Raw genomic sequence first — 22,844 nt, 5'->3', positions numbered from 1 at the left:
TGAAAATCTGTGTGTCCGGCTACTACTCTAATGAACTCCAAGTCATCCGAGCAGTAAGACCCACCGCCTGCCAATCGGTCTTAGCCCGCTATTTTTTTGGTTTGTTAGCAAAATGTTTCGAATCCTTTTCCAATGGTTTTTGGTGAAAAGTCACTCAAAATATTTGCTACCTTTGTAGCTCGAAAAATTATAATCATGGAACTGAATTTATTGACTGCAATTACACCTATTGATGGTAGGTACCGATCGAAAGTAGAGAACCTGCAAAACTATTTTTCCGAGTATGCCCTGATCAAATATCGGGTACTGGTTGAAGTGGAGTATTTTATTGCCTTGTGCGAGTTGCCACTGCCACAGTTGGCTGACTTTGACCACCAACTGTTTGGAAAGTTAAGGCAAATTGCCGCCGATTTTTCGGTTGAAGATGCCCAACGGGTTAAAGATATTGAAAAGGTGACCAACCATGATGTAAAAGCAGTTGAGTATTTTCTGAAAGAAGAATTTGATAAACTGGGCATTCAGGCTTTTAAAGAGTTTATTCACTTTGGCTTGACCTCTCAGGACATTAATAACACGGCCGTTCCAAAGTCGATTCAGGATGCATTGGATAACGAATATTATCCGGCAATCAATGATTTGGTTGCTACACTGGATGAGCAGGCTGATGAGTGGAAAGACGTTTCGATGTTGGCAAAAACACACGGACAGCCGGCTTCGCCAACCAATTTGGGTAAAGAAATTCGTGTTTTCTCTGAGCGTATAAAGATTCAGTTGGAACAGTTGAAAGCGGTGAGCTGCGATGCTAAGTTCGGAGGAGCAACCGGTAATTTTAACGCCCACCAGATTGCTTATCCTGAAATTAGCTGGAAAGCTTTTGGAAATCATTTCCTGAAAAAATACCTCGGACTGGAGCGCGCGCAATACACCACGCAAATTGCGAATTACGATAATCATGCCGCTATTTTCGACGCGTTGAAACGCATCAACTCCATTGTCCTGGATTTGGATCGCGACCTGTGGACGTACATTTCCATGGAATATTTTAAGCAAAAAATTAAAGAAGGTGAAGTCGGTTCTTCGGCCATGCCCCATAAAGTGAATCCAATTGATTTCGAAAATTCGGAAGGAAACATCGGAATTGCCAACGCTTTGTTAGAACATTTAGCGGTGAAATTGCCTGTTTCACGTTTGCAGCGCGATTTAACAGACTCTACGGTTTTACGTACCATTGGCATGCCTTTGGGACACACCTTGATTGCAGTTAGCTCAACCTTGAAAGGTTTAGGTAAGTTGTTGCTCAACGAAGAGGCGATTGATGCTGATTTGGAAAAAAACTGGGCGGTAGTAGCCGAAGCTATTCAGACGATTTTACGTCGCGAAGCTTATCCAAATCCGTATGAAGCTTTACGCAACCTGACTCGTACTAACAAGAAAATGAGTCAGGAAGTTATTCACGAGTTTATTGATACGTTGGAAATCAGTGATGAACTGAAAGCTGAACTCAAAACAATTACACCTCATAATTACACCGGAATTTTTTAGTTAATTCCGGTAAATCCAAATGATCTTATAACATGAAAGACCTTTACGGCCTGCTCAAACGGTTTGTTCCGCCTTATAAAGGAAAGGTGCTTCTGAATATCCTGTTTAACTTTTTAGGCGCCTTATTTGGTGCCTTTTCATTTGCTATGCTTATTCCAGCACTCGGAATCCTGTTTCGGACACAGGAACTAGTGACTGAAAAGCCAGTGTTGGATTCCTTCAGCCTCGATGGAGCACTGGATTTGTTCAACTATTTCATCAGCCGGGTGGTTATTTCATCGGGCAATGAGCGTGCACTGATTTATATTGGGATCTTCATTATTATTATGGTGCTGTTGAAAGTAGGCTTTACCTATTTGGCCAGCTTTGTCATGGTTTACTTGCGAAATGGCGTGGTGCGCGATATTCGGTCGCAGATGTACCAGAAAATCTTACAGCTACCACTGGGCTTTTTCTCTGATGAACGCAAAGGGGATATTATTGCCCGCATGACAGGCGATGTGCAGGAAGTTGAGAATTCAGTCATGAATTCTCTTGAAATGTTGTTTAAGAATCCCGCCATCATTATAATTTCCTTGTTGGCCATGGTGTACATGAGCTGGTCTCTTACGCTTTTTGTATTTGTTTTGCTTCCCATTGCTGGCTATATCATTGGTCGCGTGGGCAAAAGCCTGAAAAAAACAAGTATGAAAGGGCAAGATAAAATGGGCGATATTTTGTCGATCACGGAGGAAGATATCACCGGACTAAGAGTGATTAAAGCCTTCAATGCCGAAGAAAAAGCCTATACCCGTTTCGACAGGGAAAATGAAGCCTACCTGCATATCATGAATAAATTGATGTGGCGGCGTTTTTTGGCGCACCCCATGAGTGAGCTGCTGGGAACAACGGTAATCATCATTGTATTGTGGTATGGGGGAGCACTTGTTTTAAATAATGAAAGTGCTTTGTCGGCCCAGGCGTTTATTGGTTACCTGGTCTTCTTTTACAATATTATAAATCCGGCCAAAGCCTTTTCAACAGCGCTTTACAGTGTTGAGAAAGGACTTGCATCGATGAACCGGATTGACCGGATCCTGAGTCAGGAAAATACGATTAATGATAAGCTTGAAGCGGTTGAAAAGAACGAATTCAACAAGACGATTGAGTTCCGGGATGTTAGCTTCAAGTATGTGAATGAGAACGTACTCAATAAGGTAAACCTGAAGGTCACAAAAGGACAAACCGTTGCGTTTGTAGGAAAGTCCGGTTCGGGGAAAACAACTTTGGTCGATTTGCTGCCTCGCTTTTGGGATGTTTCTGAAGGTTCTATTCTGATTGATGGAACGGATATTCGGGATATCAAATTGCACGATCTGCGCAGTCTGATGGGGAATGTGAACCAGGAGCCAATCTTGTTTAATGATACGTTCTTCAACAACATTGCTTTTGGTGTTGAAAATGTGACAGAAGAAGATGTGATTAATGCGGCTAAAATTGCCAATGCCCACGAATTTATTGTATCGACAGAAAAGGGCTACCACACCAATATTGGAGATCGGGGAGATAAACTTTCTGGAGGTCAAAAACAACGGGTGTCTATTGCCCGTGCCATTTTGAAAAACCCACCGATCCTAATTCTGGATGAAGCCACTTCGGCTTTGGATACGGAGTCTGAAAAGTTGGTGCAGGAAGCGTTGGAAAACTTGATGAAGAACCGAACTTCGTTGGTGATTGCTCACCGCTTGTCGACCATTAAAAATTCCGATGTTATTTGTGTGCTTCACAAAGGACAAATTATTGAAATGGGAACTCATCAGGAACTGTTAGAAAAAGAGGGCCGCTACCACAAACTTCACCAGATGCAAGTGTTTTAGAGCTGCAAGGATGTTTCGGGACGAAAAAGGCTATCTTTGACGTCCTAAATGTTTAATTGAATCGTTATGAAGTTATTAAGATTTTTTACGGTCTCATGCAGCTTATTTATTATTTTCAATTTAACAGCGGCCGCACAGAAAACGAATACCTATAAATCAGAAGAATCAATTTTATATCGCGAAACTGGTGAGCTGACTCCTTATATGAAGGAGCGCTGTCAGTTGGAGCTGTATTACCCTGAGGATATCGATGATTTTACAACCATTGTGTGGTTTCATGGTGGTGGGCTGACTGCTGGTGAAAAATTTATTCCGGAGCAGTGGAAAAACAGAGGGGTGGCCGTTGTGGCGGTTAATTACCGCCTGGGACCAAAGGTTAAAAATCCGGCATATATTGACGATGCGGCAGCTGCCGTAGCTTGGGTGTTTAATCACATCGAAGACTATGGCGGTTCTGAAGATGCCATCGTGGTGTCGGGGCACTCGGCAGGAGGGTATCTGGCAAGTATGATTGGGCTGGATAAAAAATATTTGGCCGACTATGCTCAGGATGCCAACCAAATTGCGGCTTTAATTCCATTTAGCGGACATACCATCACACATTTTACCATTCGCTCCGAGCGTGGTATTTCGGGCACACAACCTATCGTTGACGAATATGCGCCTTTGTTTCATGTTCGTAAAGATGCCTCGCCTCTGTTTTTGATTTCGGGTGACCGCGAGTTGGAGATATTGGGACGTTATGAGGAAAACGCTTACATGTATCGCATGATGAAGGTAGTGGGGCATGCAAGTACCTTCCTTTATGAGTTGGATGGTTTTGATCATGGAGCGATGGCTGTCCCTGCTTTCGAACTGACCCTTCGGATTCTGAAAGAAATTGGCTTGAACTAGCTTGTCTGCATTAAATTGCTTTTGGCAGGCCGCTTACTTTAACCCGAACCAGATCGTGATAGATGGTTTGGATTTTAGCGGCCGCCTGTTCCCATCGAAGTTGACCCGACTCTTGTTTGCCAAGCTTAGTCATCATTTTAGCGATTGCTGGATAACTCAACAGGGCATGAATGGCATCGGCCATGGCATGAACATCCCAAAAATCGACCTTAATGGTGTGTTTGACAATCTCTGAAACTCCGCTTTGTTTAGAGATAATGGTGGGAACCTCATTTTGCATGGCTTCGAGCGGACAAATTCCAAAGGGTTCAGAAACGGAAGGCATGATAAAAACATCAGACAGTTTCATCATACGACACACTTCTTTGCCTTTCAAAAATCCGGGAAAAAAGAAGCGATCGGCGATGTGGGAGCAGGCTACTTTGCGGATCATTTCGTGGTGCAGATCGCCGCTGCCCGCCATAATAAAGTTGACATTATTCATTTTACTCAACACCAGTTCTGCGACGCGAATAAAGTATTCAGGTCCCTTTTGTAAGGTTATTCGACCTAAAAAAGTGACGATCTTGTTGTTGCCCTTTGAGCCTGGAGAAAGCTGGTTGCTCGATTGACTGAATTCAACACCATTATAAACTGTTTGTGTTTTCGATGCAGGTATTTTGTATTTATCAATCACCGTCTGGCGGGTTCGGTTGCTGACACAAATGATGCAGTCGGCCTGGTGCATGCCCTTTTGTTCAATCTCGAAAACCTGAGGATTAACCTTGAAGCCGCTTCGGTCAAAATCGGTTGCGTGAACATGAACCACTAAAGGTTTGCCCGATACTTTTTGGGCTGCGATGCCTGCCGGAAAGGTCAGCCAGTCGTGTGCATGAATAACATCAAATTGGACTCTTGAGGCAATGTATTCGGCAATAATCGAAAAGTTATGAATTTCAGCCATTAAGCCCGATCCATAGCTTCCGGTAAATTGGATTGCCGGCGAGTGGGAGGATGTGGACTTGCTGCTTTGTTTTTCGCGCGATGACCGATATTGCCTTTGGTATTCCTCCGGGGCGGTATACGGAATCATTCGCGACTCGACACCCAGGCAATCAATAGGAAGAAACAAGCGCTCGGTGTGAATTTTACTTTTGATTAAGTCTACTTGATTGGCTCCAATTAACTTGACTTCGTGATGAGGTTCGTTGCCATAAACTTTTGGAATAACAAAGGTTATTTTTGTGTCAAGTGCTGCTAAACTTTTGGTTATCCCGTAACAAGCTGTTCCTAAGCCACCCGAAATATTTGGAGGAAATTCCCAGCCAAACATTAATATGTTCATGCTCTTCGTTTTTGCAAAATCAAGTAAGTCTGTTAGTGGCGTACTGTATTTGCGGTATGCCCCCGAAAGCAGACAAGTATAGTTCCGAATGAAGGTCTTCGAAAATCAAAGAATCAACGGCTAGCTGGTTAGAAGAGTGAGTCTGATAAGATGAGGTTTCTGTGGATATAAACCACAACAGGGAGAGAGCGTTGATTCTTCTTATTTTTCAAATAGCTCTTCGTGAATTTCCCATTCGACTACATAGTCAAACTTGTCACCATCGCATTGTAAGCCTTTTTCGCCTGGGAAAGGTTTGTATTGACGGTTATTATCCGTGTCGCGAAAACTGATCTTCGTGCGGTGTTCCTGAATGAACAGGCTTTTATTTTTTTTAATGTCTGGTGTTTTCATTGAGTCTTTTCTTGAATGACTTTTAAAAGTGTGTTTTTTACGTAAGTAAGTCATCGAATTATCCATGCTGAGATAAATTCCGTTAACAAACATTTAGAGAATTAAGCGCATTGGTTGTGGTCTTATTTAAACTCACCACTACATATAGACTACGAAAGAAGGGCGGTAATTGTTCATGGGAAACCGGATAGTTTTGAACTTTATTGAACGGGTATCAATTTAATTGTGAGTTGTTTATTGAAGGTCTGTTAATTGTTGTAAATCGGAGTTAAAGTTCCCTAATTTAAGAGGATCACTTTGAAGCATACCAATTCAGTCCAGCATGGAGAATGCCGGTAGCTATAAGATTTAATTTTGATAGAAAATACTATTCTTCCCAGCCACTGGCAAGGATATCAGCAATATGGATTGGTTTAATGGGGAGCTTATTTTTCTTGATGTGAGCCTCAATGTTTAGCAGGCAGGATGACTCGGTGGAAATAATATATTCGGCTCCAGTATTCAGGGCGTGTTGAACTTTTTGCTCTGTCATGGCCGAGGAGATGGCTTTGAATTTGGTAACAAATGTTCCCCCAAAACCACAGCAGGTTTCTGTTTCTTCCATTTCAACCAGTTCCAGTCCTTTTACCTTGGAAAGCAGCAAGCGTGGTTCCCGTTTAATTCCATACTCGCGCAGGGCAGTGCAGGCGTCGTGGTAGCAAACCTTGTGCGGGAAACGGGCGCCAAAATCTGTGAAATTAAGCTCATTCACCAAGAAGTCGGTCAATTCAAACAAGCGTTTCTTAAGCGCTAAATGCAGCTCGTAATCCTGATCTTCTTTATGGAACAGGTCGGAATAGTAATTTTTGATGAAGCCTGTGCAGGATGCCGAAGGACTTACAATGAGCCGGTCGCCCGGAAAATCTTTCACAAACTTATGAGCTAATTTTTTGGTCTCATCCCAATAGCCACTGTTGTAGGCTGGCTGTCCACAGCATGTTTGCTCTGGATTATATTCTACGTTAAGGCCTGCTTTTTTCAGCAATTTAATCATGTTAAATGCGGTGTCCGGATAAAGCTGGTCGATAAAGCAAGGGATAAATAAATCTACTGTCATTGTTGATGAATAGGGTTTAGACAAAGATAGCAGCTTTTCTATTTATAAAAAAAGTGACGGCAGGGGCTCACTCATTTTTTAGTATTATTTATGCTTGTCTGCTTTGAAGGAGAGGTTTGCCTGGTGCTTTGTAATTTTATTTATGCTTTAACAGTTGCCGATCTGGTATAAGTTGGTTCGTATTCTGAATAGGCTGAAATCGTGTGGCTTGCATGCTGAATGGAGAGTGAACTCCGCCTTCTCGGAGGTGGCAGAATGAAGCGTGTTTCTCAGATCATCTGCTATTCACTTATTCATCCGGTAAAAAATAGCTATTTTTAGCGGCCAAAGGCCTTCGGTCTTCGCCAAATTTCAAGTTTTATCAACCTATGGATTATCAACGAATAGCATACCTTTCGGAATGTCTTACTCCGGAACGAAAAGAATTGTTTGAGCGTGTATTGGAAGACCGAACCCGTTATTTAACGGTTGTTTTAGAAGATATCTTTCAACCTCAAAATGCCAGTGCAGTCTTACGTTCTGTCGACTGTTTTGGTGTTCAGGATGTTCATGTCATTGAAAATCGAAATGAATTTACGGTGGACCGGGAAGTAGCCATGGGGGCATCCAAATGGCTTTCGGTTCACAAATATGCAGGGCAGGAACACAACAGCCTGAATGCCATCCGGCATTTGCGCGAGCAAGGCTACCGGATTGTGGCAACTACGCCGCATGAAGGAGATACCAACCTGGAGGAATTTGATTTGGAGAAGGGGAAATGTGCTTTGATTTTTGGAACTGAACTTACCGGAATATCCGAAGTAGTGCAAAATGAAGCCGATGAGTTTCTGAAGATTCCCATGCATGGGTTTACCGAGAGCTTTAATATATCGGTTTCAGCAGCCATTATTTTACACCATCTGACTTACCTGATGCGCGGTAATCCGGCCATCGACTGGAAGCTGTCAGAGGAGGATAAAGCAGCTATCAAATTGAGTTGGATCAGGCGAACTTTAAAGCGTTCGGAATTGTTGGAGCAACGTTACGAGAAATTGAAAAAGGAAGGAAATTTATGAAAGTTTTTGTAGAGAAATTTGCAGACATTAAAATATTACGATACGAATTGACCGGGTTTGAAAACCTGAGTCTTCAACAAAAACAGTACATCTACTACCTGGGGCAAGCGGCGCTTTGTGGGCGCGATATGTTGTGGGATCAGAATAACCGTTACAACCTGCGCATACGGCAACTTCTGGAAACAATCTACCAAAGCTTTAGCGGAGATCGGCAAAGTGATTTGTTTCAGAAATTTCAGGTCTACCTGAAGCGGGTTTGGTTCGCCAATGGCATTCACCATCATTATTCCATGGATAAGATTCAGCCTGAATTTTCAGCACAAGAGCTTAAGGCTCTGATTGCGCAGGTAGATTTAGCCGGATTCGCCTATTTGGCAGATTTGGATGAGTTGGTAGATGTTATTACAAACCCAACACAGGAAGCTAAAAGAGTGAGTCTGGATTCTTCGGTTGACTTGCTTAACGCTTCGGCTATGAACTATTATCAAGGCGTTTCTCAGTCCGAAGCGGAAGCCTTTTACAAAGCTAAAAATCAAGCTGCAGGGGAAAATGCACCTCCGTTTGGATTAAATACGCAGTTGGTGAAGGAGAATGGTGAGCTTAAAGAGAGGGTGTGGAAGGCGGATGGCTGCTATGGAAAAGCCATTCAGCAAATCATCTTCTGGTTGAAGAAAGCGCTCCCGTTTGCTGAGAATGAACTTCAGCAGAAAACCATCAAGGAACTGGTAACCTATTACGAAACAGGCGACCTGAAAGCGTTTGATGACTACAGTATTTCGTGGGTTAAAGAGCTGGAAGGGCAGGTTGATTTTGTGAACGGCTTTATTGAGGTGTATGGCGATCCGCTGGGAATAAAAGGAAGCTGGGAATCGATCGTCAATTACAAAGACCTGGAAGGCACCAAGCGGGCGACCATTCTCTCGGAACAGGCCCAGTGGTTTGAACAGAATTCTCCCGTGGCCGAGTCGTTTAAAAAGAAAGAAGTGAAAGGAGTCAGCGCCAAAGTGATTCATGTGGCCATGCTTGGTGGCGACTGCTATCCGCATACACCCATCGGGGTTAACCTTCCCAATTCGGAGTGGATTCGCGAAGAATATGGTTCCAAGTCGGTAACCATCGAAAATATCACCAAATCGTACTTTTTAGATTCCTTGGGGAATGGCATGCTGGAAGAGTTTGCTGCCACAAAACAGGAAATTGAACGGGCACAAAAGTATGGCTACCTGGCCGGAAACCTGCATACCGATTTGCACGAATGCCTGGGCCATGGATCTGGCAAAATGATACCGGGTGTGAAACCCGAAGATCTGAAAAACTATTATTCGACCATCGAAGAAACGCGGGCCGACTTGTTTGCTCTATACTATGTGATGGATGAAAAGTTACTTCAGCTGGGATTGATTCCTTCCATGGAATCGGGCATGGCCGAGTATGATTCGTACTTGCGCAATGGCTTGATTACTCAGCTTACCCGCATTGAGCCTGGAAAAGATTTGGAGGAATCGCATATGCGTAACCGCCAGTTGATTGCCCAATGGGCTTACGAGCATGGGCAGGCAGAGTCTGTGGTGGAGTGGGTGACGCGTGACGGCAAAACGTATTTGCAAATCAATGATTATCAGAAATTGCGGAAACTGTTTGGTGATTTGTTGGCTGAAGTGCAACGAATAAAATCGGAAGGGGACTTGAAGGCTGCCGCTGAACTGGTTGAAACCTATGGAGTAAAGGTTGACCAGGACTTGCATCATGAAGTGTTGGAGCGTTTCAAGCGGTTAAATATCGCGCCTTATGCCGGTTTTTTAAATCCGGAATTGAATCTGAAAACAGATGCCGCTGGCGAAGTTGTTGATGTGGAAGTGACTTACGCCAAAGACTTCACCGGGCAAATGCTTTCTTATGCCAAAAAATTTAGCTTTTTGTAGCCTGAAGAATTTGCCTGATCTCGTTCATCAGACTGTGGGTTTTATTTTTACTTAACGAAAGAAAGTCCAGTAAGTCAGGATGATCCAACAGCTGTTTGCAGGTGACAATGTTTTGATCTAAAAGTTGTTGTTTCTGATTTTTAGTGAGGTGATTCAGTACAGTCAAGGGATAAATCTTTTCTCGGTCGATCAGGTCTTTCAATCCGTTTCCAACAGGATAATCCCAGCTTAGCAGATGCAGCCCGCTGCATCTGCCATAGTCAATGGCATCTGAGGTGAAACGGGTGTTGGTAACGACCCAGCCGTGAAAGGAGAAGTCCTGATATTCGCCTGATTCCTGGCGTTTTTTGATCAGGTCGTTCACCCGAGAGCGAATGTATAGCGGAACTTTTACATTTTGTATGCGATCCGGACTTTGGCCATATTTGCACTCCATAAAATGTTGCTCTTTTCCTCGGGTAGCTACTACATCGACTTCGTGGGTAACACAATGTCCGGGCAATACTTGTCCAACTTCAACCGTGAAGCCCTGGTGCTGCATAATTTGGCCGACGAAATGCTCGAAAGGATACCCTGTCGGCCCAAGTTCCATAATGCCCTTTTTGAGTTTGTAGCGCGATGCCGACAGTTTTTCCTTTTTTCGCAGCATCGAGAACGCCCGCGCATAAATTTGATGCGTGCTTACTCCATCATAAATCCATGCTTCGATGTCGCTGCTTATTTCCTGAATAATATCTTCTTCAGCGCCTGCATTGCGTAAAGAACGGATAAGCTTGTCAATGGCAAAGGCTTCTTGTTCGCCTGAGGCTTTTTTTATAGAAATGACTTGGGTGTGGTTTGATTGCATAGGTCGTTGCCTGTTTGAATTTACAAAGGCCAAAGGATGTTGTGATGCTTGGCTTTTTTCAATTCTAAATATAGCTAAAATATGCTGCTGGCAGGCTTATTTTTACCAAGATTGTTTTTTGTTTAGTCGAAACGCAGACAAACCATTTTTAGTTTGTATCAATCGGAATACGGAAAGTGAAGGTGGTGCCTTGCCCAACTTCCGACTTTAGTTGAATATCGCCTCCCATTAAGTCAACGATCTTTTTGGAGATGGATAAACCCAATCCGGAGCCTCCGTAGATCCGTGTAAGCGAATCATCGGCCTGTCGGAAGCGGTCAAAAATGCTGGCTTGTATTTCCTTGTTGATTCCAATGCCCGTATCGGAAACAAAGAAGCTAATCATTTGGTCGGATTGCTCTGCAATACCAAACTGAATATCTCCTTCGACGGTAAATTTAACGGCATTGCTCAGCAGGTTCATGAAAATCTGGTTGAATCGGACTTTGTCGGTTCTTAGCTGTAATGTTCCTTTAGGTGCTAAGCAGCGAAATTGAATGTTTGTTTTTTCATGTTCTACCAGCCGCTGTTTAAATATGCTGTGAAGTTCCTGGAGCAGCGGAATGACATCAAACTGATCTGGGTAAATGGAGAGCTGCCCGGTTTCCAGTTTCGACAGGTCCAGAATATCGTTGATGATTTGCAGCAAATTGGCACCACTTTGCTTCAGGATAGCGGCAAATTCCCTCTTGGTGTTCTGATCCAGATCCTCTTCTTCAACTAAGATATTGGTAAAGCCAAGGATCGCATTCAGCGGCGTACGGATTTCATGACTCATATTGGCCAAAAAGGCGGTTTTCAGTCGGTCACTTTCTTCCGCTTTTTCTTTGGCTCGCTGCAAATCGGCCATGATTTTCTTTTTCTCTGTAATGTCTTCTTTGGCTGCGACGAGGTGGGTAATTTCTCTTTGTTCGTCCAGAATGGATGATATGGTCACACTTTCCCAGTAGAGGTCTCCATTCTTTTTTCGGTTTTGAAATTCTCCCTGCCATTCTTTGCCACTTAGGATGGTTTGCCAAAGTTGGGTGTAAAACTCAGAAGAGTGATATCCCGATTTCACGATGGCTGGTGTTTTGCCGATGAGCTCTTCGCACTGGTAGCCTGAAATTTCTGTGAATTTAGGATTGACATATTCGATGATGCCTTGAGGATCCGTAATGACGATGCTTACCGGACTCTGTTCTGTGGATTTACTCAATAGCAGTAGTTGGCTTTCGGCTTCTTTTTTTTCCGTTATGTCATGAATAATAGAGTGGAGATAGATTTTGTCTTTAAACCTGATTTTGCTGGTATAAACTTCTACATCTTTGATGGACCCATCAGCTAGTTGCTGTTGGTATTCAGTATGCTTGTTTTTAGACGTACGGGCAATCGCCAGCTGCTGTTCAAATTCGCCTTCGGCAAACTGGAAGATTTCCTGAATATTCATTTGTTTTAATTGCTTACGCGAATAGCCATAAAAACTCTGCGCAGCTCGGTTAGCATCAACAATGTCGCCATTGTTCATGTCAATGAGGAGCTTGATGGCCGAGTCATTTTTAAATAGGTTTTTGTAGCCTTTCTCACTTTTTTTCAGCGCATCGTGGTTTTTCTTCGATTCTGTAATATCAAGATTAATTCCCCGCATTTTAATCAGCTTGTCATCTTGAAACTCCGGTATGACCCGGTTCATGATCCATTTCTTTTTTCCATTAGGGAGTAGAATGCGAAAGCGGATATCAACCGTTTGCTTGCTTTCCACTAGGAGCTTTTCTCCCGCGTCAAGTTCAGCGAGATCTTTCGGAACGATAAAGCTTCGGAAGATTTTATAGGTTGGGGTCAGCTCATAGGGCTTCAAGCCAAACAGCCGGTAGCAGTTTTCAGACCAATACGTTTTATTTTTGATCAGATCTTGCTCCCAGTGGCCCATGCCCGCAATTTCCTGTGCTTCTTTCAGCGATTTTTCACTTCGAATTAAAGCATCTTTGGCTTTCTTCTGTTCCGTGAAATCCTGGTAGATTGCCAGAAATTCAGGCTGACCATCCCAATCAATTAGTTTTCTGAAGACATGTAAGTTTCGGACATCACCGTTTCTATGGGTAATTTCGATATCATATTCTGGCTCAACAAAAAGCTTGTTTTTACGCTTTTGTTTGCGCTGCTCGTGTTCTATTAAGCTCTGTGCAGAATACCGCTGACTCAAAGGGGTGTCAAAATACTCTTGCATATCCTTGAGTCCATAGATTGACAGCAGCGCCTGGTTGACATAGAGGGTTTCTCCGGAGTGGGAGACGATGCGCATCCCATAAGGAGACTCATCGATTGTTTGCTGGAAGTTTTCGCGCGATTGAATCAATGCTTTCTCCGCTTGCTTCCGCTCGGTAATGTCTATAATTGTTCCGATATAGCCCAACAGTTCACCTTCCGGTGAAAGCTCTGGCCCGGTTTCATCCAGAACCCAGATTACGCTGCCATCGGGCTTTAAAAAACGGTATTCAAGCTTGCTGTGTTTCTCCTTATTGGTGCTGTTTGCCCAGCGTTGAGTAAGTAGAGGTCGGTCCTCTGGGTGTATGGCTTTCAGCCAACCATGGGCAAGAGCTTTCTCGCGGTCTAAGCCACTAAGTTGGCAGCACTTGGGATTGATGTAGTTGACATAGCCATCGGAGCGTGTCCTGAAAATTCCTACGGGAGACTGGTCGGTAAGGGTGTGAAACAAGTGTTCACGTTCATGAAGTTGCCGCTGAAGTTTGTGCTCTTCTGTTTGGTCTCTAAAAACCAATACAACACCGGTAATGTTACCCTGTTCGTTTCGGATGGGCGCGCCACTGTCGGCAATTGGCCGTTCATTTCCTTGTTTGGTAATTAAAAGTGTATGGTTGGCCAGCCCGACAATGGTTCCTTGGTCAAGTACTTTTTCTACCGGGCATTCCACTTTAAGCCTAGAGTGTTCGTTGATAATTTGAAATACCAATTTTACAGGTAATCCAACCGCATCCTTTGCGTTCCATCCTGTTAGTTTGGCAGCAACCGGATTTATAAAGGTAATGAGACCTTCATTGTCCGTTGTAATGACGGCATCGCCAATACTGCTTAGGGTCGTTCGGTAACGCGCTTCGCTTTCTCTGATCTGTGATTCAGCTGCAATGCGTTTGATCTCATTTCTGAGTAATAGGCCGATTAACAGTGTGGTTCCCGGAAAAATAAGTATGATGGGGAGCCAAATTCGGGCAATGACTTGAAGTGCGGTATCCCAAGGCAGAATTAACTGGCAGGAAAGCATAGCCACATGGGTCAGGAAGCCCATGCCAAGTAAGAGTAAAGGTTTTATATTTTCTGGTTTGTTGTTATGGTATCGTCGAAAAGCCAACCCAATTAATGCCGATACGATAATGGTGGCGCTGCCTGCCCAGATCCCAATTCCTCCCAAAATCATTCTGTAGGTTACCGCAATGATAGTTACGATGCCGGCAACGAAGCTTCCTCCGAAAAGCCCTGCAAGCGCAAGAATAATAGATCGTCCATCGAAGATAATGCCGGGCTGGAAATGGACGGGCATATTCATCCCAATAAGGGCTATTAATCCAAACAGGAGGCCCGCAAGTGTTCTAAATCCATAACCTTCAGATTTTTTTATTCTGATGAGAAAACTGTATGAAACAGTCAATGTTATAAGTAGCGTTGCATTTTGAAGCAGGTCCGTAATCATCGTTTTTTGTTTGCTCTCTTAGCTTTAGCTGGCCTGGTTTTTCTTTAGAAGGACAGTTGTAATTTGAGGTCCTAAAGATAGTATTTTTACAATATAAAGGGCGGCCGCCAACGAACAGCATTACCAAGTGTGACATGTAGAGTAAACGATGCTCGATTTTCCGAATTATAGAATCTGGAGGCCTCTAAAATATTTCGATATGATCTGTTAATAACTCAATTATGAGGGTGTTGGTCGATGATGTGTGGTTTCTTAATGGGGACTGAAGACCTGCAACAGGATAAAAAAAATGATGTTGCTAATCCATATTTCCAGACACGTTTATTATCTTGTGGCGCATTTGATGAAAAAACGGAATTGACTGACTAACAAAACAAACTGGTTTGAGCTGGATAATGGCTATGGGGTTTTTCCGTTTTTTTTGAATGAGCATTAACCAAACGACTAACTAAATTTTTTTACACGATGGAAAATAAAACGTCTTACGCGAAGATACTTCCCGTACTTTTTGGATTTTTTGTGATGGGCTTTTGTGATGTTGTCGGTATTACTTCGGCACACGTAAAAGAAGATTTGCTGGGGGCATACAGCCCTGCTTTCCGCGATACCTTGTCGAATATGATTCCGGTGGCTTTGTTCTCTATGTTTCTGATTTTCTCTATTCCTACGGGAATGCTGATGAATCGGATTGGTCGAAAGAAAACGGTGATTTTGAGCAATGTCATCACCATTGTCGCCATGTTTATCCCTCTGATTGAATATACTTTTTTTATGTCGCTGGTAGCTTTTGCGCTGCTTGGAGTTGCCAATACTATTTTGCAGGTGGCTCTCAATCCACTTTTAACCAATGTGGTGAAAGGCGACCGGCTGACTAGCAGCTTAACTGCCGGACAGTTTGTGAAAGCCATTTCATCATTTAGCGCACCGTTTATCGCTGCTTTTGCTGCTTTGCAGTTCGGTAACTGGCAGTATATCTTTCCCATTTACGCTGTTATCACCCTGTTGTCAACTATTTGGTTGATGGCTACTCCCATTCATGAAGAGCCAATTGTGGTACAGGCTAATAGTTTTGGCAGTGTGATGAGCATTTTAAAAGATAAAACCATTTTTCTGCTTTTTCTGGGTATTTTATTTGTTGTCGGGGTTGACGTGGGGGTGAATACTGCTGCGACCAAAATTTTGATGGAGCGTGCCGGCCTAAGCTCCATCGAAGCAGGTTATGGTCCTAGCGTTTATTTCGCGCTGCGTACCTTAGGTACCTTTTTAGGAGCTTTCTTGTTGGTGAAGTTTTCGTCGTCTAAATTTTATAAAATCAATATTGTTATTGCTGTTTTGGCTTTGGTGGCACTGATCTTTGCGGGAGGGAAATTTCAGATTTTTGCTTTATACGGAGTTATCGGGTTTACCATTGCCAATATATTCCCCATTATTTATGGAATGGCTATCCAGTCGCGGCCCGATAAAGCGAACGAGATTTCCGGATTAATGATTACGGGTGTTTTTGGAGGCGCTATCATCCCCTTTTTTATGGGACTTCTATCTGATGCTATCGGCTCCCAAGTGGGATCGGTACTGGTTATTTTAGCGGGTGCACTCTATCTACTCTATGCTGCATTTGCTATCAAAGTGTCGTAAGGGCGTTTTGTATTGAAATAGTATCGAAGAGTTTCCTTGTCGTGCTTGGTGACTTACCAATCCATTTTGGTTAGTTCATCGGTAATGGCAAAAACTATCGGACAAACTTCACAGTTTTTATGCGTCAGATTTAGAATCTGATAAAAACGTTTGCGGTCGGTATGCGGATATTCACGACAGGCACGGGGCCGGCTGTCATACGCACAACAGTAGTTGTCGCCCATCAGAAAAGGGCAGGGCGTTTGCTGAAAAACATAGTCCTGATCTTCGTCTATGTAAAGGTGCTGGCTGATGAAATCAGCTGTTTTTATTTTCTGACTTTTAGCCAGCCGTTCCGCATCTTTATTCGTTACGATAGGGCTTATGCCGGAGCAGCAGTTGGCACAGTCGAGGCAGTCAAATTGATCAAAAGCCTCGTTGTGCAAGGCATGAACAATTGCGTCCAGGTTTTTGGGCTTTTTCTTTTTTAATTTCTGAAACAACATGCCAAATTCCTGTTTCCTGTTGGCAGTCATGTGTTTAAGCTCTTCTTTTTTGTAGTGTTGAATAGGTTTCATTGCTGCGTTTTCTACGTTTGAACTGAGCCAAAAATAAACCGGAAATTACAATAGTAATGCCCAATATTTTTTGACCATTAATTTCATCTCCTAACATGAAAAAAGAAAAGAAGGCTACAAACACCGGAATCAGGTTGATGAACATGTTGGATTTGTTGATGCCAATGTGTCGGATGCTATAGGTGAAGAAAATGAATCCGAGAATGGACGCAAAAATGACCAGCTTGACAATGGCCGTGAAAGCGGTCAACGAAAAGGGAGTGGCCAACGCTCCTTCGGCTTCAAAAACTCCCCAAAAGGGTAGAAACATGAATGCGCCAATCAGGTTTTGATAACTGATGATGGTGTAGCCATTGTAATGCGCTACCATCCTTTTTAGAACTACCGCATAGCCAATGGTGGAAAGGACAGCGATAAATTCGAGCCCCACACCAAGCGGTGAGGCCATTAAGCCGGAGGACCTGTCGAAGACCACCAGACTAACCCCGGCAAATGAAATCACCAGCCCGGTAAGGTTGGCAGTGTTCAACTTTTCCTTGAAAAAATACCAGGCCGCAAAAGGGGTAAACAAGGGGACGGTTGCTACAATAACGGCGGCAACTGTTGGCGAAACGTATTTCAATCCAAAACTTTCGCCCATGAAATAGAGAAAGGGTTCAAAAAAAGAGAGCAGAATCAGCCAGCTCAGGTCGCCTTTGCGAAGCGTTTGGAGCTTGCCCAACAGTCTGGCCACGACGAACATAATGACTGCCGACAGACTGAGTCTGATAAGGACAACGGTCATCGGATCGTAAGCTTGGTAAGCCACTTTAAACCAGACAAACGAAAAGCTCCAAAAAAACATGGCCAGCAAGGCTGCCCCATAATACTTCAATGTTTTATTCTTCATGACATCCCTCGCGAATAAGCGGCAAAAATAGGGATAAATTTGATGATCTAAAACAGTTTTTAATACCGGAGTGCTTGTGGCTTTTTAACGGCGGCAGTGAGCAGGAAGACAGCCAGCGAACTGGAGATGCCAAATATTATCGGATCCAATCCGAAGGGAAGCTCCGGGTTAAGAATTATTAGGCTGAGCGAAGTTCCTCCTCCCGCAATCATGGACCAAAAGGCAGCTGCCGGATTATTTTTTGTTTTGATCAGCGCAGCAATGACCGGAATAAACAGTCCGGATACCATAAACGTATAGGAATGAAGCATGAGCTCGAGCACATTGGGCATTTTGAGTGCGATGAGCAAGGCTGCTACTCCCATCACAAGCGTTAGTAGTTGCGAAAATCGTAGACTGGAAGGGTGATTATGTCCGCGGAAGATGTCGGTCAGCACGTTTCCGGAGGCTGCCATCAGGCAGCTGTCGGCGGTTGACATGATGGCTGAAAAATACGCCGATAATACAATTCCTGTGAGCCCCATAGGAAGAACGGTTTTAAGCAACAAGGGAAGTCCCATCTCCGAGTCGATTGCACTGCCCGCAGGAAATCCTGCTCCGGCAAGCATCCCGTTTTCGAATGCCACTTTAGCAAGTAAGCCCAAAAGTACGCCGGAAAAAGCCATCAATGGATACTCGAATAAGCCGGCAATAAACCAGGCTTTTTGTGCTGACTTGGGCGTTCGCGAGGCATAAATACGCTGATAGAGGGTCATGCCAATGAACCATATCGGAATCACCGTTGCCATCCAATTTAAAAACTGTTGCCAGCTGATGTTGCTGAAGCTTAAAAATGAAGCAGGTAATGTTTGTTGAATGGCTTCAAAGCCTCCAACCGCATAATAGCACAGGGGGAGGGCCACGAAAATTAGTCCACCCATCAAGATGATCCACTGAATGGTATCGGTGTAAATCACCGCTTTCATGCCTCCAATAACAGTGTAGATAACGGCAATGGCTCCCATGACCATAAGGGCCATGTTAAATGATAAGGCCGCGAAAGTGGCAGCTGCCAGCTTGGCGCCGGCCAGAATTTGAGAGCTAGTGAATCCGAGGTATCCAATAGCCGATATGATTCCTGCAATTAGCGCTACTTTTTTGCTGTAGCTGTTTTGGAGGAACTGTGGGAATGTTAAGAGGTTTTGACGTTTGGAGAGGCGGTGAACTTTAGGAACCAGCACAACGGCTGTTAGCCAGGCTCCAACGAGTCCGGAAAACAGCAGCCAGCTTCCCGAAAGGCCCATAACGAAGCCTAGTCCACCCAGACCGATAGAGAATCCTCCGCCAACATCAGTTGCCACAACCGACAAGCCAATATGCAGGCTGTTCATTTGGCGTCCGCCTACAAAATAGTCGTCGGTATTTTTGTTTTTGCGCAGGAAGAAAAAACCTACGCCTAACATGAACATCAGGTAGACCACGAAAATGGTCAGGTCAATCCAATGCATTATTTAAGGTCGATGTTTAGGGTGTAGTAGGGTGCTTTTTCTGTGTTGCTCACCCAATTCTTATCTAAAAGTGAATTGAGGTATTCATGACCTCGCTGGTAGCTCAACTTTAGTTTCATTAAAATATCACCCATCATGAACTTTTCGTTTTCACTTAGTAGTTTAATAATTTCTCGTTCTGTTTGATCTTCTATTTGTGCCAATTCAATTTGTTCTCGCATAGTTATTTTTGTTTATAAGGTGTTGCTTCTGCTGGTACTTCCAGTCCTTCATCTGCCAGTTTGAAACGCTCGCAGTTTTTCCAACCTTTGAAACCTCTGTTGCAGAATACATTTTTAATCAAAAAGGATGAAACGCGTTCAATCTTCAGTTCTTCCTGATAGATTGGGCATTCTTTGGAATAGGGACATAGTTTGCCTAAGTGTCGTTGATTCATCATTGTTCAATGGTTTTGTAATACACATTCATGCTTTCAATCTGACCGGAAATATTGGTGTTATTTTTTAGTACACCCGAGAAATGGTACCCATGATTAATAAAAGTCTTGTTCATTCCCGGTGAATTCAATCGGGCAATTGTGTATAATGTTTTGTATTTTTTTGCTTTAAGATTCTCTTCCATCATGTCGAGCAGGAAATAGGCCAGTTTATGACCACGATAGTCCGGTAAAACAGCAAAATCGGTCATCTCGGCATTCTTGTTTTCCGGATCTACTTCGGCTGACGAAATACCTACCAGTTTGCTCTGATCCCACACGCCAAAATAAATGACGGAGCCATCCTGCATTGTCTCACGAATGTATTCGGGCTTGGTGACCGGGAAGGGGTAGGTGGCAAAAACCTGTTCGAATATTTTGGCCATTTCTGGTGCATGTTCCGAAGTTAGTAGTCCTAACTTAAAACGATCCGCGGGCGAATCGCCATTTTTGCTTGGCGTTTCAGACAGCAGGTCTGCCAAGGTCGAAAGTGCCTGGTTAGGCGTTGCTTTTCGTTCTTCGCTTAAAAACTTAGACATGAAAAAAACATCGCCCTTGTCTTTGTAAAAGGCCGGAATAAAGGCTTCCTGGGTAAATCCGTCCTTCAAAAATACAGGTTGTGCGGCAGCCGGAATCTTGGCAATGATTTTGGTGTAACCTTTAGTCAGTGCCAATTCGTTGAGTTGCTTGGTTATGTTTGCACGGTCATTCGGATGGTACTTCAGCAGGAAAATCCGGTTGCTGAATTTCCCATGATGTACAACCGAATGGCCAAGTTTTTCAATAATGTCCATCTTAGTCCTCTCTTCTGTTATAGCGTTCATTATTTTCTGGGATCAATGAAATCGAATCATTGGAGTCAGCCAATAGTCGTTCGATTCCGAGTGATTCCATTTCATCACTTTCTTGTAACTTAAGATCCAAATTGCAGTTCTCGCAATCGCGATCGCAGAATATGTTTTCGTAATGGTCAGGTTCCTTGTAGGTTGTGATAACGCCTTCGTAGTTTCGTAGCACGACTTTATGGGTTGACCATGAAATGATGTAATTGGGCATAACCGGAATTTTACCACCGCCGCCGGGCGCGTCAATGACATAGGTTGGACGGGCAAAGCCGCTGGTGTGTCCGACGAGACTTTCCATGATTTCAATGCCTTTACCTATGGGGGTCCGGAAATGTGATAAGCCTTCTGACAAGTCGCATTGGTATAGGTAGTATGGGCGCACCCGATTTTGCACCAATTTATGAACCAGGTTTTTCATGATTCGTGGGCAGTCATTCACATTGGCTAGCAATACACTCTGGTTACCCAGTGGGAATCCTCCGTCAGCCAGTTTGCGTACCGCTTCCTTTGCCGAAGCAGTCATTTCCCGTGGATGATTAAAGTGCGTATTGATCCATAGTGGTTGGTATTTTTTCAGAATCGCAACCAAATCATCGGTTATCCGATAGGGAAGTACGACGGGCATTCTAGTTCCTATACGAACAACTTCGACGTGTGGTATCGCGGTGAGTTCACTCAGAAGCCAGTCGATTTTACTATCGGACAGCATGAACGGGTCTCCCCCGGAAAGTAGGACGTCTCTGACTTGTGGCGTTCTTTTTATGTATTCAATGCCTTTTTGTAATTGTTCTTTCGACGGGATGAAATCAATATCACCAACTTTTCTCTTTCGCGTACAGTGCCGGCAGTACATGGCACACGTATTACTGACATGAAACAATACGCGGTCTGGGTAGCGGTGTGTGATTCCTTCTTCCGGACTGTCCCGGTCTTCAGATAGTGGGTCTGCCAATTCAGTGTCAAGAACATTTAGTTCGTTAATGTTAGCGAAGGATTGCTTGAAAACCGGATCATGCTTGTAATTTTCTTTTGAGATGAGGGAAGCATAATATGGCGTAATAGACAAGGGAAACTTATCTGTCGTTTGTTTGAGTTGTTCTTTTTCCTCATTGTTGAATTGGATTCCTGTCAATTTTTCGAATTGCTCAACAGTGCTGATTGAATTCTTTAGCTGCCATTTCCAATCTCGCCAATTGGACAGTGTTGAAGTTTCATTGATTTTGTTTGCAATCGCTTGTTGGGCGCCATTAAAAATATCCATAGTATGATTATTGGTTTCTATAGGAACAAAAATAGGGTTTTAGGCGTCAATAGCCAAATGTAGCGGGTTTTTACCTGCAGTTGCTGGAGGGTGATACTAAGGAAAATAATTGACTGTTAGTCTCTTGTAGCGTTTATTTAAAATGAAGATAAATGAATGGCAAGGACAGAACATTCCCATGGCGGGAAGTTTAGGCTCTATTAGCTTGTACTATTTAATGGTGTGCTTACGACTTATTTCCCTCAATTGGTTCATCGCTGGTCAGCATTGGGGAGGCTTCTATCTGTCCAATATTGAGGAGGTTTACAAGAATTTGTAAGCTTTCTTGTATTTGCTGCAACTTGAGGCTTGGCAGCGCATCCAACTTTTCAGTAAGTCGGTCGTGTAGGAGCGGTGGAATGCTGTTCAGTAATTCGGAACCTTTGGAGGTTAAGGCAATGTTGACTACGCGTTTGTCGCCTTGTTTAGGCAAACGTGCTAAACACCCCTTATTCTCAAGCCGATCAATGATTCCACTGGTCGTGCTTGAGTTCAGGTTCAGGAAGCGTCGGATTTCACCTTGAGTCGACTGAAAGTTTTTAGATGCGTGAAGGTAGCTCAAACATAGAATTTGAGGAATGCTAACGCCATATTCCTTTTGAACCTTCTTGGATTCCAGGTTGATTGATCGGACTATTTTCCGAATGGTAATTAATATTTCAGTCGTATCCATGTAAATTTGTTTCGGTACGACAAAAATAGATGAGATTTCTATATTTTCAAAGTGTTATTCTTCAATAGTTACTTGCTTAGATGTATGAAATTTCCACAAGGAAATGAATATGGTCGCAATATTTTTGCTCTTGAGCATTCTTAGGAAAGGCTCATCCGTATCGGGAAGTCCTGAATAATGACTGGAGCATGAAAAACGTTGGATATAAGTCTTATGTCTTTGTGTGAAGTGGGTGGATTGTTCAGTTTGGAACTGGAGTTGCTACATTTGATTGGACGGTAGGTTAAGTATTATTTTATTTACCTACATTATGAGTCGTATGAGAAAGAA

Annotated in this window: 19 protein-coding genes; 6 read left to right on the top strand and 13 right to left on the bottom strand. The window is 43.4% G+C overall.

Annotated features, from left to right (window positions below; translation table 11 throughout):
* Nucleotides 1–195 precede the first annotated feature (195 nt).
* The 3 genes from purB (at nt 196) to ACUNWA_RS17730 (ending at nt 4,292) form a co-directional block, all read left to right on the top strand.
* Nucleotides 196–1,542, top strand: coding sequence for an adenylosuccinate lyase (purB, locus tag ACUNWA_RS17740; RefSeq protein WP_445593265.1), 1,347 nt, complete (start codon nt 196–198; stop codon nt 1,540–1,542).
* Nucleotides 1,543–1,574: 32 nt separating this feature from the next.
* On the top strand, nt 1,575–3,398 hold the full coding sequence (locus tag ACUNWA_RS17735) for an ABC transporter ATP-binding protein (RefSeq protein ID WP_445593264.1): 1,824 nt from the start codon (nt 1,575–1,577) through the stop codon (nt 3,396–3,398).
* Nucleotides 3,399–3,464: 66 nt separating this feature from the next.
* Nucleotides 3,465–4,292 (top strand): alpha/beta hydrolase, encoded by an 828-nt coding sequence (locus tag ACUNWA_RS17730; protein ID WP_445593263.1) that lies wholly within the window; start codon nt 3,465–3,467, stop codon nt 4,290–4,292.
* 10 nt (nt 4,293–4,302) lie between these two features.
* On the opposite strand, the gene ACUNWA_RS17725 is transcribed toward ACUNWA_RS17730, so the two are convergent.
* From ACUNWA_RS17725 to ACUNWA_RS17715, 3 genes are all read right to left on the bottom strand, one after another.
* Nucleotides 4,303–5,616: a glycosyltransferase family 4 protein gene (locus ACUNWA_RS17725; RefSeq protein ID WP_445593262.1), complete on the bottom strand. Its 1,314-nt coding sequence runs from the start codon at nt 5,614–5,616 to the stop codon at nt 4,303–4,305.
* Between the two features lie 201 nt (nt 5,617–5,817).
* Nucleotides 5,818–6,009: a hypothetical protein gene (locus ACUNWA_RS17720; protein WP_445593261.1), complete on the bottom strand. Its 192-nt coding sequence runs from the start codon at nt 6,007–6,009 to the stop codon at nt 5,818–5,820.
* Nucleotides 6,010–6,376: 367 nt separating this feature from the next.
* On the bottom strand, nt 6,377–7,105 hold the full coding sequence (locus ACUNWA_RS17715) for a (Fe-S)-binding protein (RefSeq protein WP_445593260.1): 729 nt from the start codon (nt 7,103–7,105) through the stop codon (nt 6,377–6,379).
* A 368-nt stretch (nt 7,106–7,473) separates the two neighbouring features.
* On the opposite strand from ACUNWA_RS17715, the gene ACUNWA_RS17710 reads away from it, so the two are divergent.
* Together ACUNWA_RS17710 and ACUNWA_RS17705 are read left to right on the top strand one after the other, a co-directional pair.
* Nucleotides 7,474–8,160: a TrmH family RNA methyltransferase gene (locus ACUNWA_RS17710; RefSeq protein ID WP_445593259.1), complete on the top strand. Its 687-nt coding sequence runs from the start codon at nt 7,474–7,476 to the stop codon at nt 8,158–8,160.
* Nucleotides 8,157–10,082 carry a dipeptidyl-peptidase 3 family protein gene (locus ACUNWA_RS17705; protein WP_445593258.1) on the top strand — a complete coding sequence of 642 codons (1,926 nt, stop codon included), beginning with the start codon at nt 8,157–8,159 and terminating at the stop codon, nt 10,080–10,082. Before ACUNWA_RS17710 ends, ACUNWA_RS17705 begins: the two co-directional genes overlap by 4 nt.
* On the opposite strand, the gene ACUNWA_RS17700 is transcribed toward ACUNWA_RS17705, so the two are convergent.
* Nucleotides 10,069–10,929 (bottom strand): restriction endonuclease, encoded by an 861-nt coding sequence (locus ACUNWA_RS17700; protein ID WP_445593257.1) that lies wholly within the window; start codon nt 10,927–10,929, stop codon nt 10,069–10,071. The two genes, ACUNWA_RS17705 and ACUNWA_RS17700, sit on opposite strands and share 14 nt — an antisense overlap.
* 148 nt (nt 10,930–11,077) lie before the next feature.
* Nucleotides 11,078–14,653, bottom strand: a complete 3,576-nt coding sequence (locus ACUNWA_RS17695; RefSeq protein ID WP_445593256.1) for a PAS domain S-box protein — start codon at nt 14,651–14,653, stop codon at nt 11,078–11,080.
* Nucleotides 14,654–15,118: 465 nt separating this feature from the next.
* Between ACUNWA_RS17695 and ACUNWA_RS17690 the strand changes: the two genes are divergently transcribed.
* On the top strand, nt 15,119–16,288 hold the full coding sequence (locus ACUNWA_RS17690; RefSeq protein ID WP_445593255.1) for an MFS transporter: 1,170 nt from the start codon (nt 15,119–15,121) through the stop codon (nt 16,286–16,288).
* 53 nt (nt 16,289–16,341) lie between these two features.
* Here ACUNWA_RS17690 and ACUNWA_RS17685 read toward each other — a convergent pair whose 3' ends face one another.
* The 8 genes from ACUNWA_RS17685 to ACUNWA_RS17650 form a co-directional block, all read right to left on the bottom strand.
* Nucleotides 16,342–16,845, bottom strand: coding sequence for a YkgJ family cysteine cluster protein (locus ACUNWA_RS17685; RefSeq protein ID WP_445593254.1), 504 nt, complete (start codon nt 16,843–16,845; stop codon nt 16,342–16,344).
* Nucleotides 16,808–17,734, bottom strand: a complete 927-nt coding sequence (locus tag ACUNWA_RS17680) for a DMT family transporter (RefSeq protein ID WP_445593253.1) — start codon at nt 17,732–17,734, stop codon at nt 16,808–16,810. The genes ACUNWA_RS17685 and ACUNWA_RS17680 overlap by 38 nt, the downstream gene beginning before the upstream one ends.
* Before the next feature lie 59 nt (nt 17,735–17,793).
* Entirely contained in the window at nt 17,794–19,221 is a 1,428-nt protein-coding gene (locus tag ACUNWA_RS17675; protein ID WP_445593252.1) for a sodium:solute symporter family protein, read from the bottom strand.
* On the bottom strand, nt 19,221–19,442 hold the full coding sequence (locus ACUNWA_RS17670) for a hypothetical protein (protein ID WP_445593251.1): 222 nt from the start codon (nt 19,440–19,442) through the stop codon (nt 19,221–19,223). Before ACUNWA_RS17670 ends, ACUNWA_RS17675 begins: the two co-directional genes overlap by 1 nt.
* 2 nt (nt 19,443–19,444) lie before the next feature.
* Nucleotides 19,445–19,660: a hypothetical protein gene (locus ACUNWA_RS17665; protein ID WP_445593250.1), complete on the bottom strand. Its 216-nt coding sequence runs from the start codon at nt 19,658–19,660 to the stop codon at nt 19,445–19,447.
* Nucleotides 19,657–20,520 (bottom strand): putative beta-lysine N-acetyltransferase, encoded by an 864-nt coding sequence (ablB, locus tag ACUNWA_RS17660; RefSeq protein WP_445593249.1) that lies wholly within the window; start codon nt 20,518–20,520, stop codon nt 19,657–19,659. The genes ACUNWA_RS17665 and ablB overlap by 4 nt, the downstream gene beginning before the upstream one ends.
* Nucleotides 20,492–21,802: a lysine 2,3-aminomutase gene (ablA, locus tag ACUNWA_RS17655; RefSeq protein ID WP_445593248.1), complete on the bottom strand. Its 1,311-nt coding sequence runs from the start codon at nt 21,800–21,802 to the stop codon at nt 20,492–20,494. The genes ablB and ablA overlap by 29 nt, the downstream gene beginning before the upstream one ends.
* 226 nt (nt 21,803–22,028) lie before the next feature.
* A complete protein-coding gene (locus ACUNWA_RS17650) occupies nt 22,029–22,514 on the bottom strand; it encodes a MarR family winged helix-turn-helix transcriptional regulator (RefSeq protein ID WP_445593247.1) in 486 nt (161 codons plus the stop codon).
* Nucleotides 22,515–22,844: the final 330 nt, after the last annotated feature.

It is taken from the genome of Sunxiuqinia sp. sy24, assembly GCF_052677165.1.
The sequence above is the reverse complement of the archived record's forward strand: the minus strand, read 5'-3'. Positions and strand labels throughout refer to the sequence as shown.

Excerpts from the sequence above, each read along its gene's own strand:
- purB (WP_445593265.1), top strand. The coding sequence starts at position 196 with ATGGAACTGAATTTATTGACTGCAATTACACCTATTGATGGTAGGTAC.
- ACUNWA_RS17665 (WP_445593250.1), bottom strand. The coding sequence starts at position 19,660 with ATGATGAATCAACGACACTTAGGCAAACTATGTCCCTATTCCAAAGAA.
- ACUNWA_RS17685 (WP_445593254.1), bottom strand. The coding sequence starts at position 16,845 with ATGAAACCTATTCAACACTACAAAAAAGAAGAGCTTAAACACATGACT.
- ACUNWA_RS17690 (WP_445593255.1), top strand. The coding sequence starts at position 15,119 with ATGGAAAATAAAACGTCTTACGCGAAGATACTTCCCGTACTTTTTGGA.
- ACUNWA_RS17650 (WP_445593247.1), bottom strand. The coding sequence starts at position 22,514 with ATGGATACGACTGAAATATTAATTACCATTCGGAAAATAGTCCGATCA.
- ACUNWA_RS17675 (WP_445593252.1), bottom strand. The coding sequence starts at position 19,221 with ATGCATTGGATTGACCTGACCATTTTCGTGGTCTACCTGATGTTCATG.
- ACUNWA_RS17705 (WP_445593258.1), top strand. The coding sequence starts at position 8,157 with ATGAAAGTTTTTGTAGAGAAATTTGCAGACATTAAAATATTACGATAC.
- ACUNWA_RS17670 (WP_445593251.1), bottom strand. The coding sequence starts at position 19,442 with ATGCGAGAACAAATTGAATTGGCACAAATAGAAGATCAAACAGAACGA.
- ACUNWA_RS17720 (WP_445593261.1), bottom strand. The coding sequence starts at position 6,009 with ATGAAAACACCAGACATTAAAAAAAATAAAAGCCTGTTCATTCAGGAA.
- ACUNWA_RS17695 (WP_445593256.1), bottom strand. The coding sequence starts at position 14,653 with ATGATTACGGACCTGCTTCAAAATGCAACGCTACTTATAACATTGACT.
- ACUNWA_RS17725 (WP_445593262.1), bottom strand. The coding sequence starts at position 5,616 with ATGAACATATTAATGTTTGGCTGGGAATTTCCTCCAAATATTTCGGGT.
- ACUNWA_RS17700 (WP_445593257.1), bottom strand. The coding sequence starts at position 10,929 with ATGCAATCAAACCACACCCAAGTCATTTCTATAAAAAAAGCCTCAGGC.
- ACUNWA_RS17715 (WP_445593260.1), bottom strand. The coding sequence starts at position 7,105 with ATGACAGTAGATTTATTTATCCCTTGCTTTATCGACCAGCTTTATCCG.
- ACUNWA_RS17710 (WP_445593259.1), top strand. The coding sequence starts at position 7,474 with ATGGATTATCAACGAATAGCATACCTTTCGGAATGTCTTACTCCGGAA.
- ablB (WP_445593249.1), bottom strand. The coding sequence starts at position 20,520 with ATGAACGCTATAACAGAAGAGAGGACTAAGATGGACATTATTGAAAAA.
- ablA (WP_445593248.1), bottom strand. The coding sequence starts at position 21,802 with ATGGATATTTTTAATGGCGCCCAACAAGCGATTGCAAACAAAATCAAT.
- ACUNWA_RS17730 (WP_445593263.1), top strand. The coding sequence starts at position 3,465 with ATGAAGTTATTAAGATTTTTTACGGTCTCATGCAGCTTATTTATTATT.
- ACUNWA_RS17735 (WP_445593264.1), top strand. The coding sequence starts at position 1,575 with ATGAAAGACCTTTACGGCCTGCTCAAACGGTTTGTTCCGCCTTATAAA.
- ACUNWA_RS17680 (WP_445593253.1), bottom strand. The coding sequence starts at position 17,734 with ATGAAGAATAAAACATTGAAGTATTATGGGGCAGCCTTGCTGGCCATG.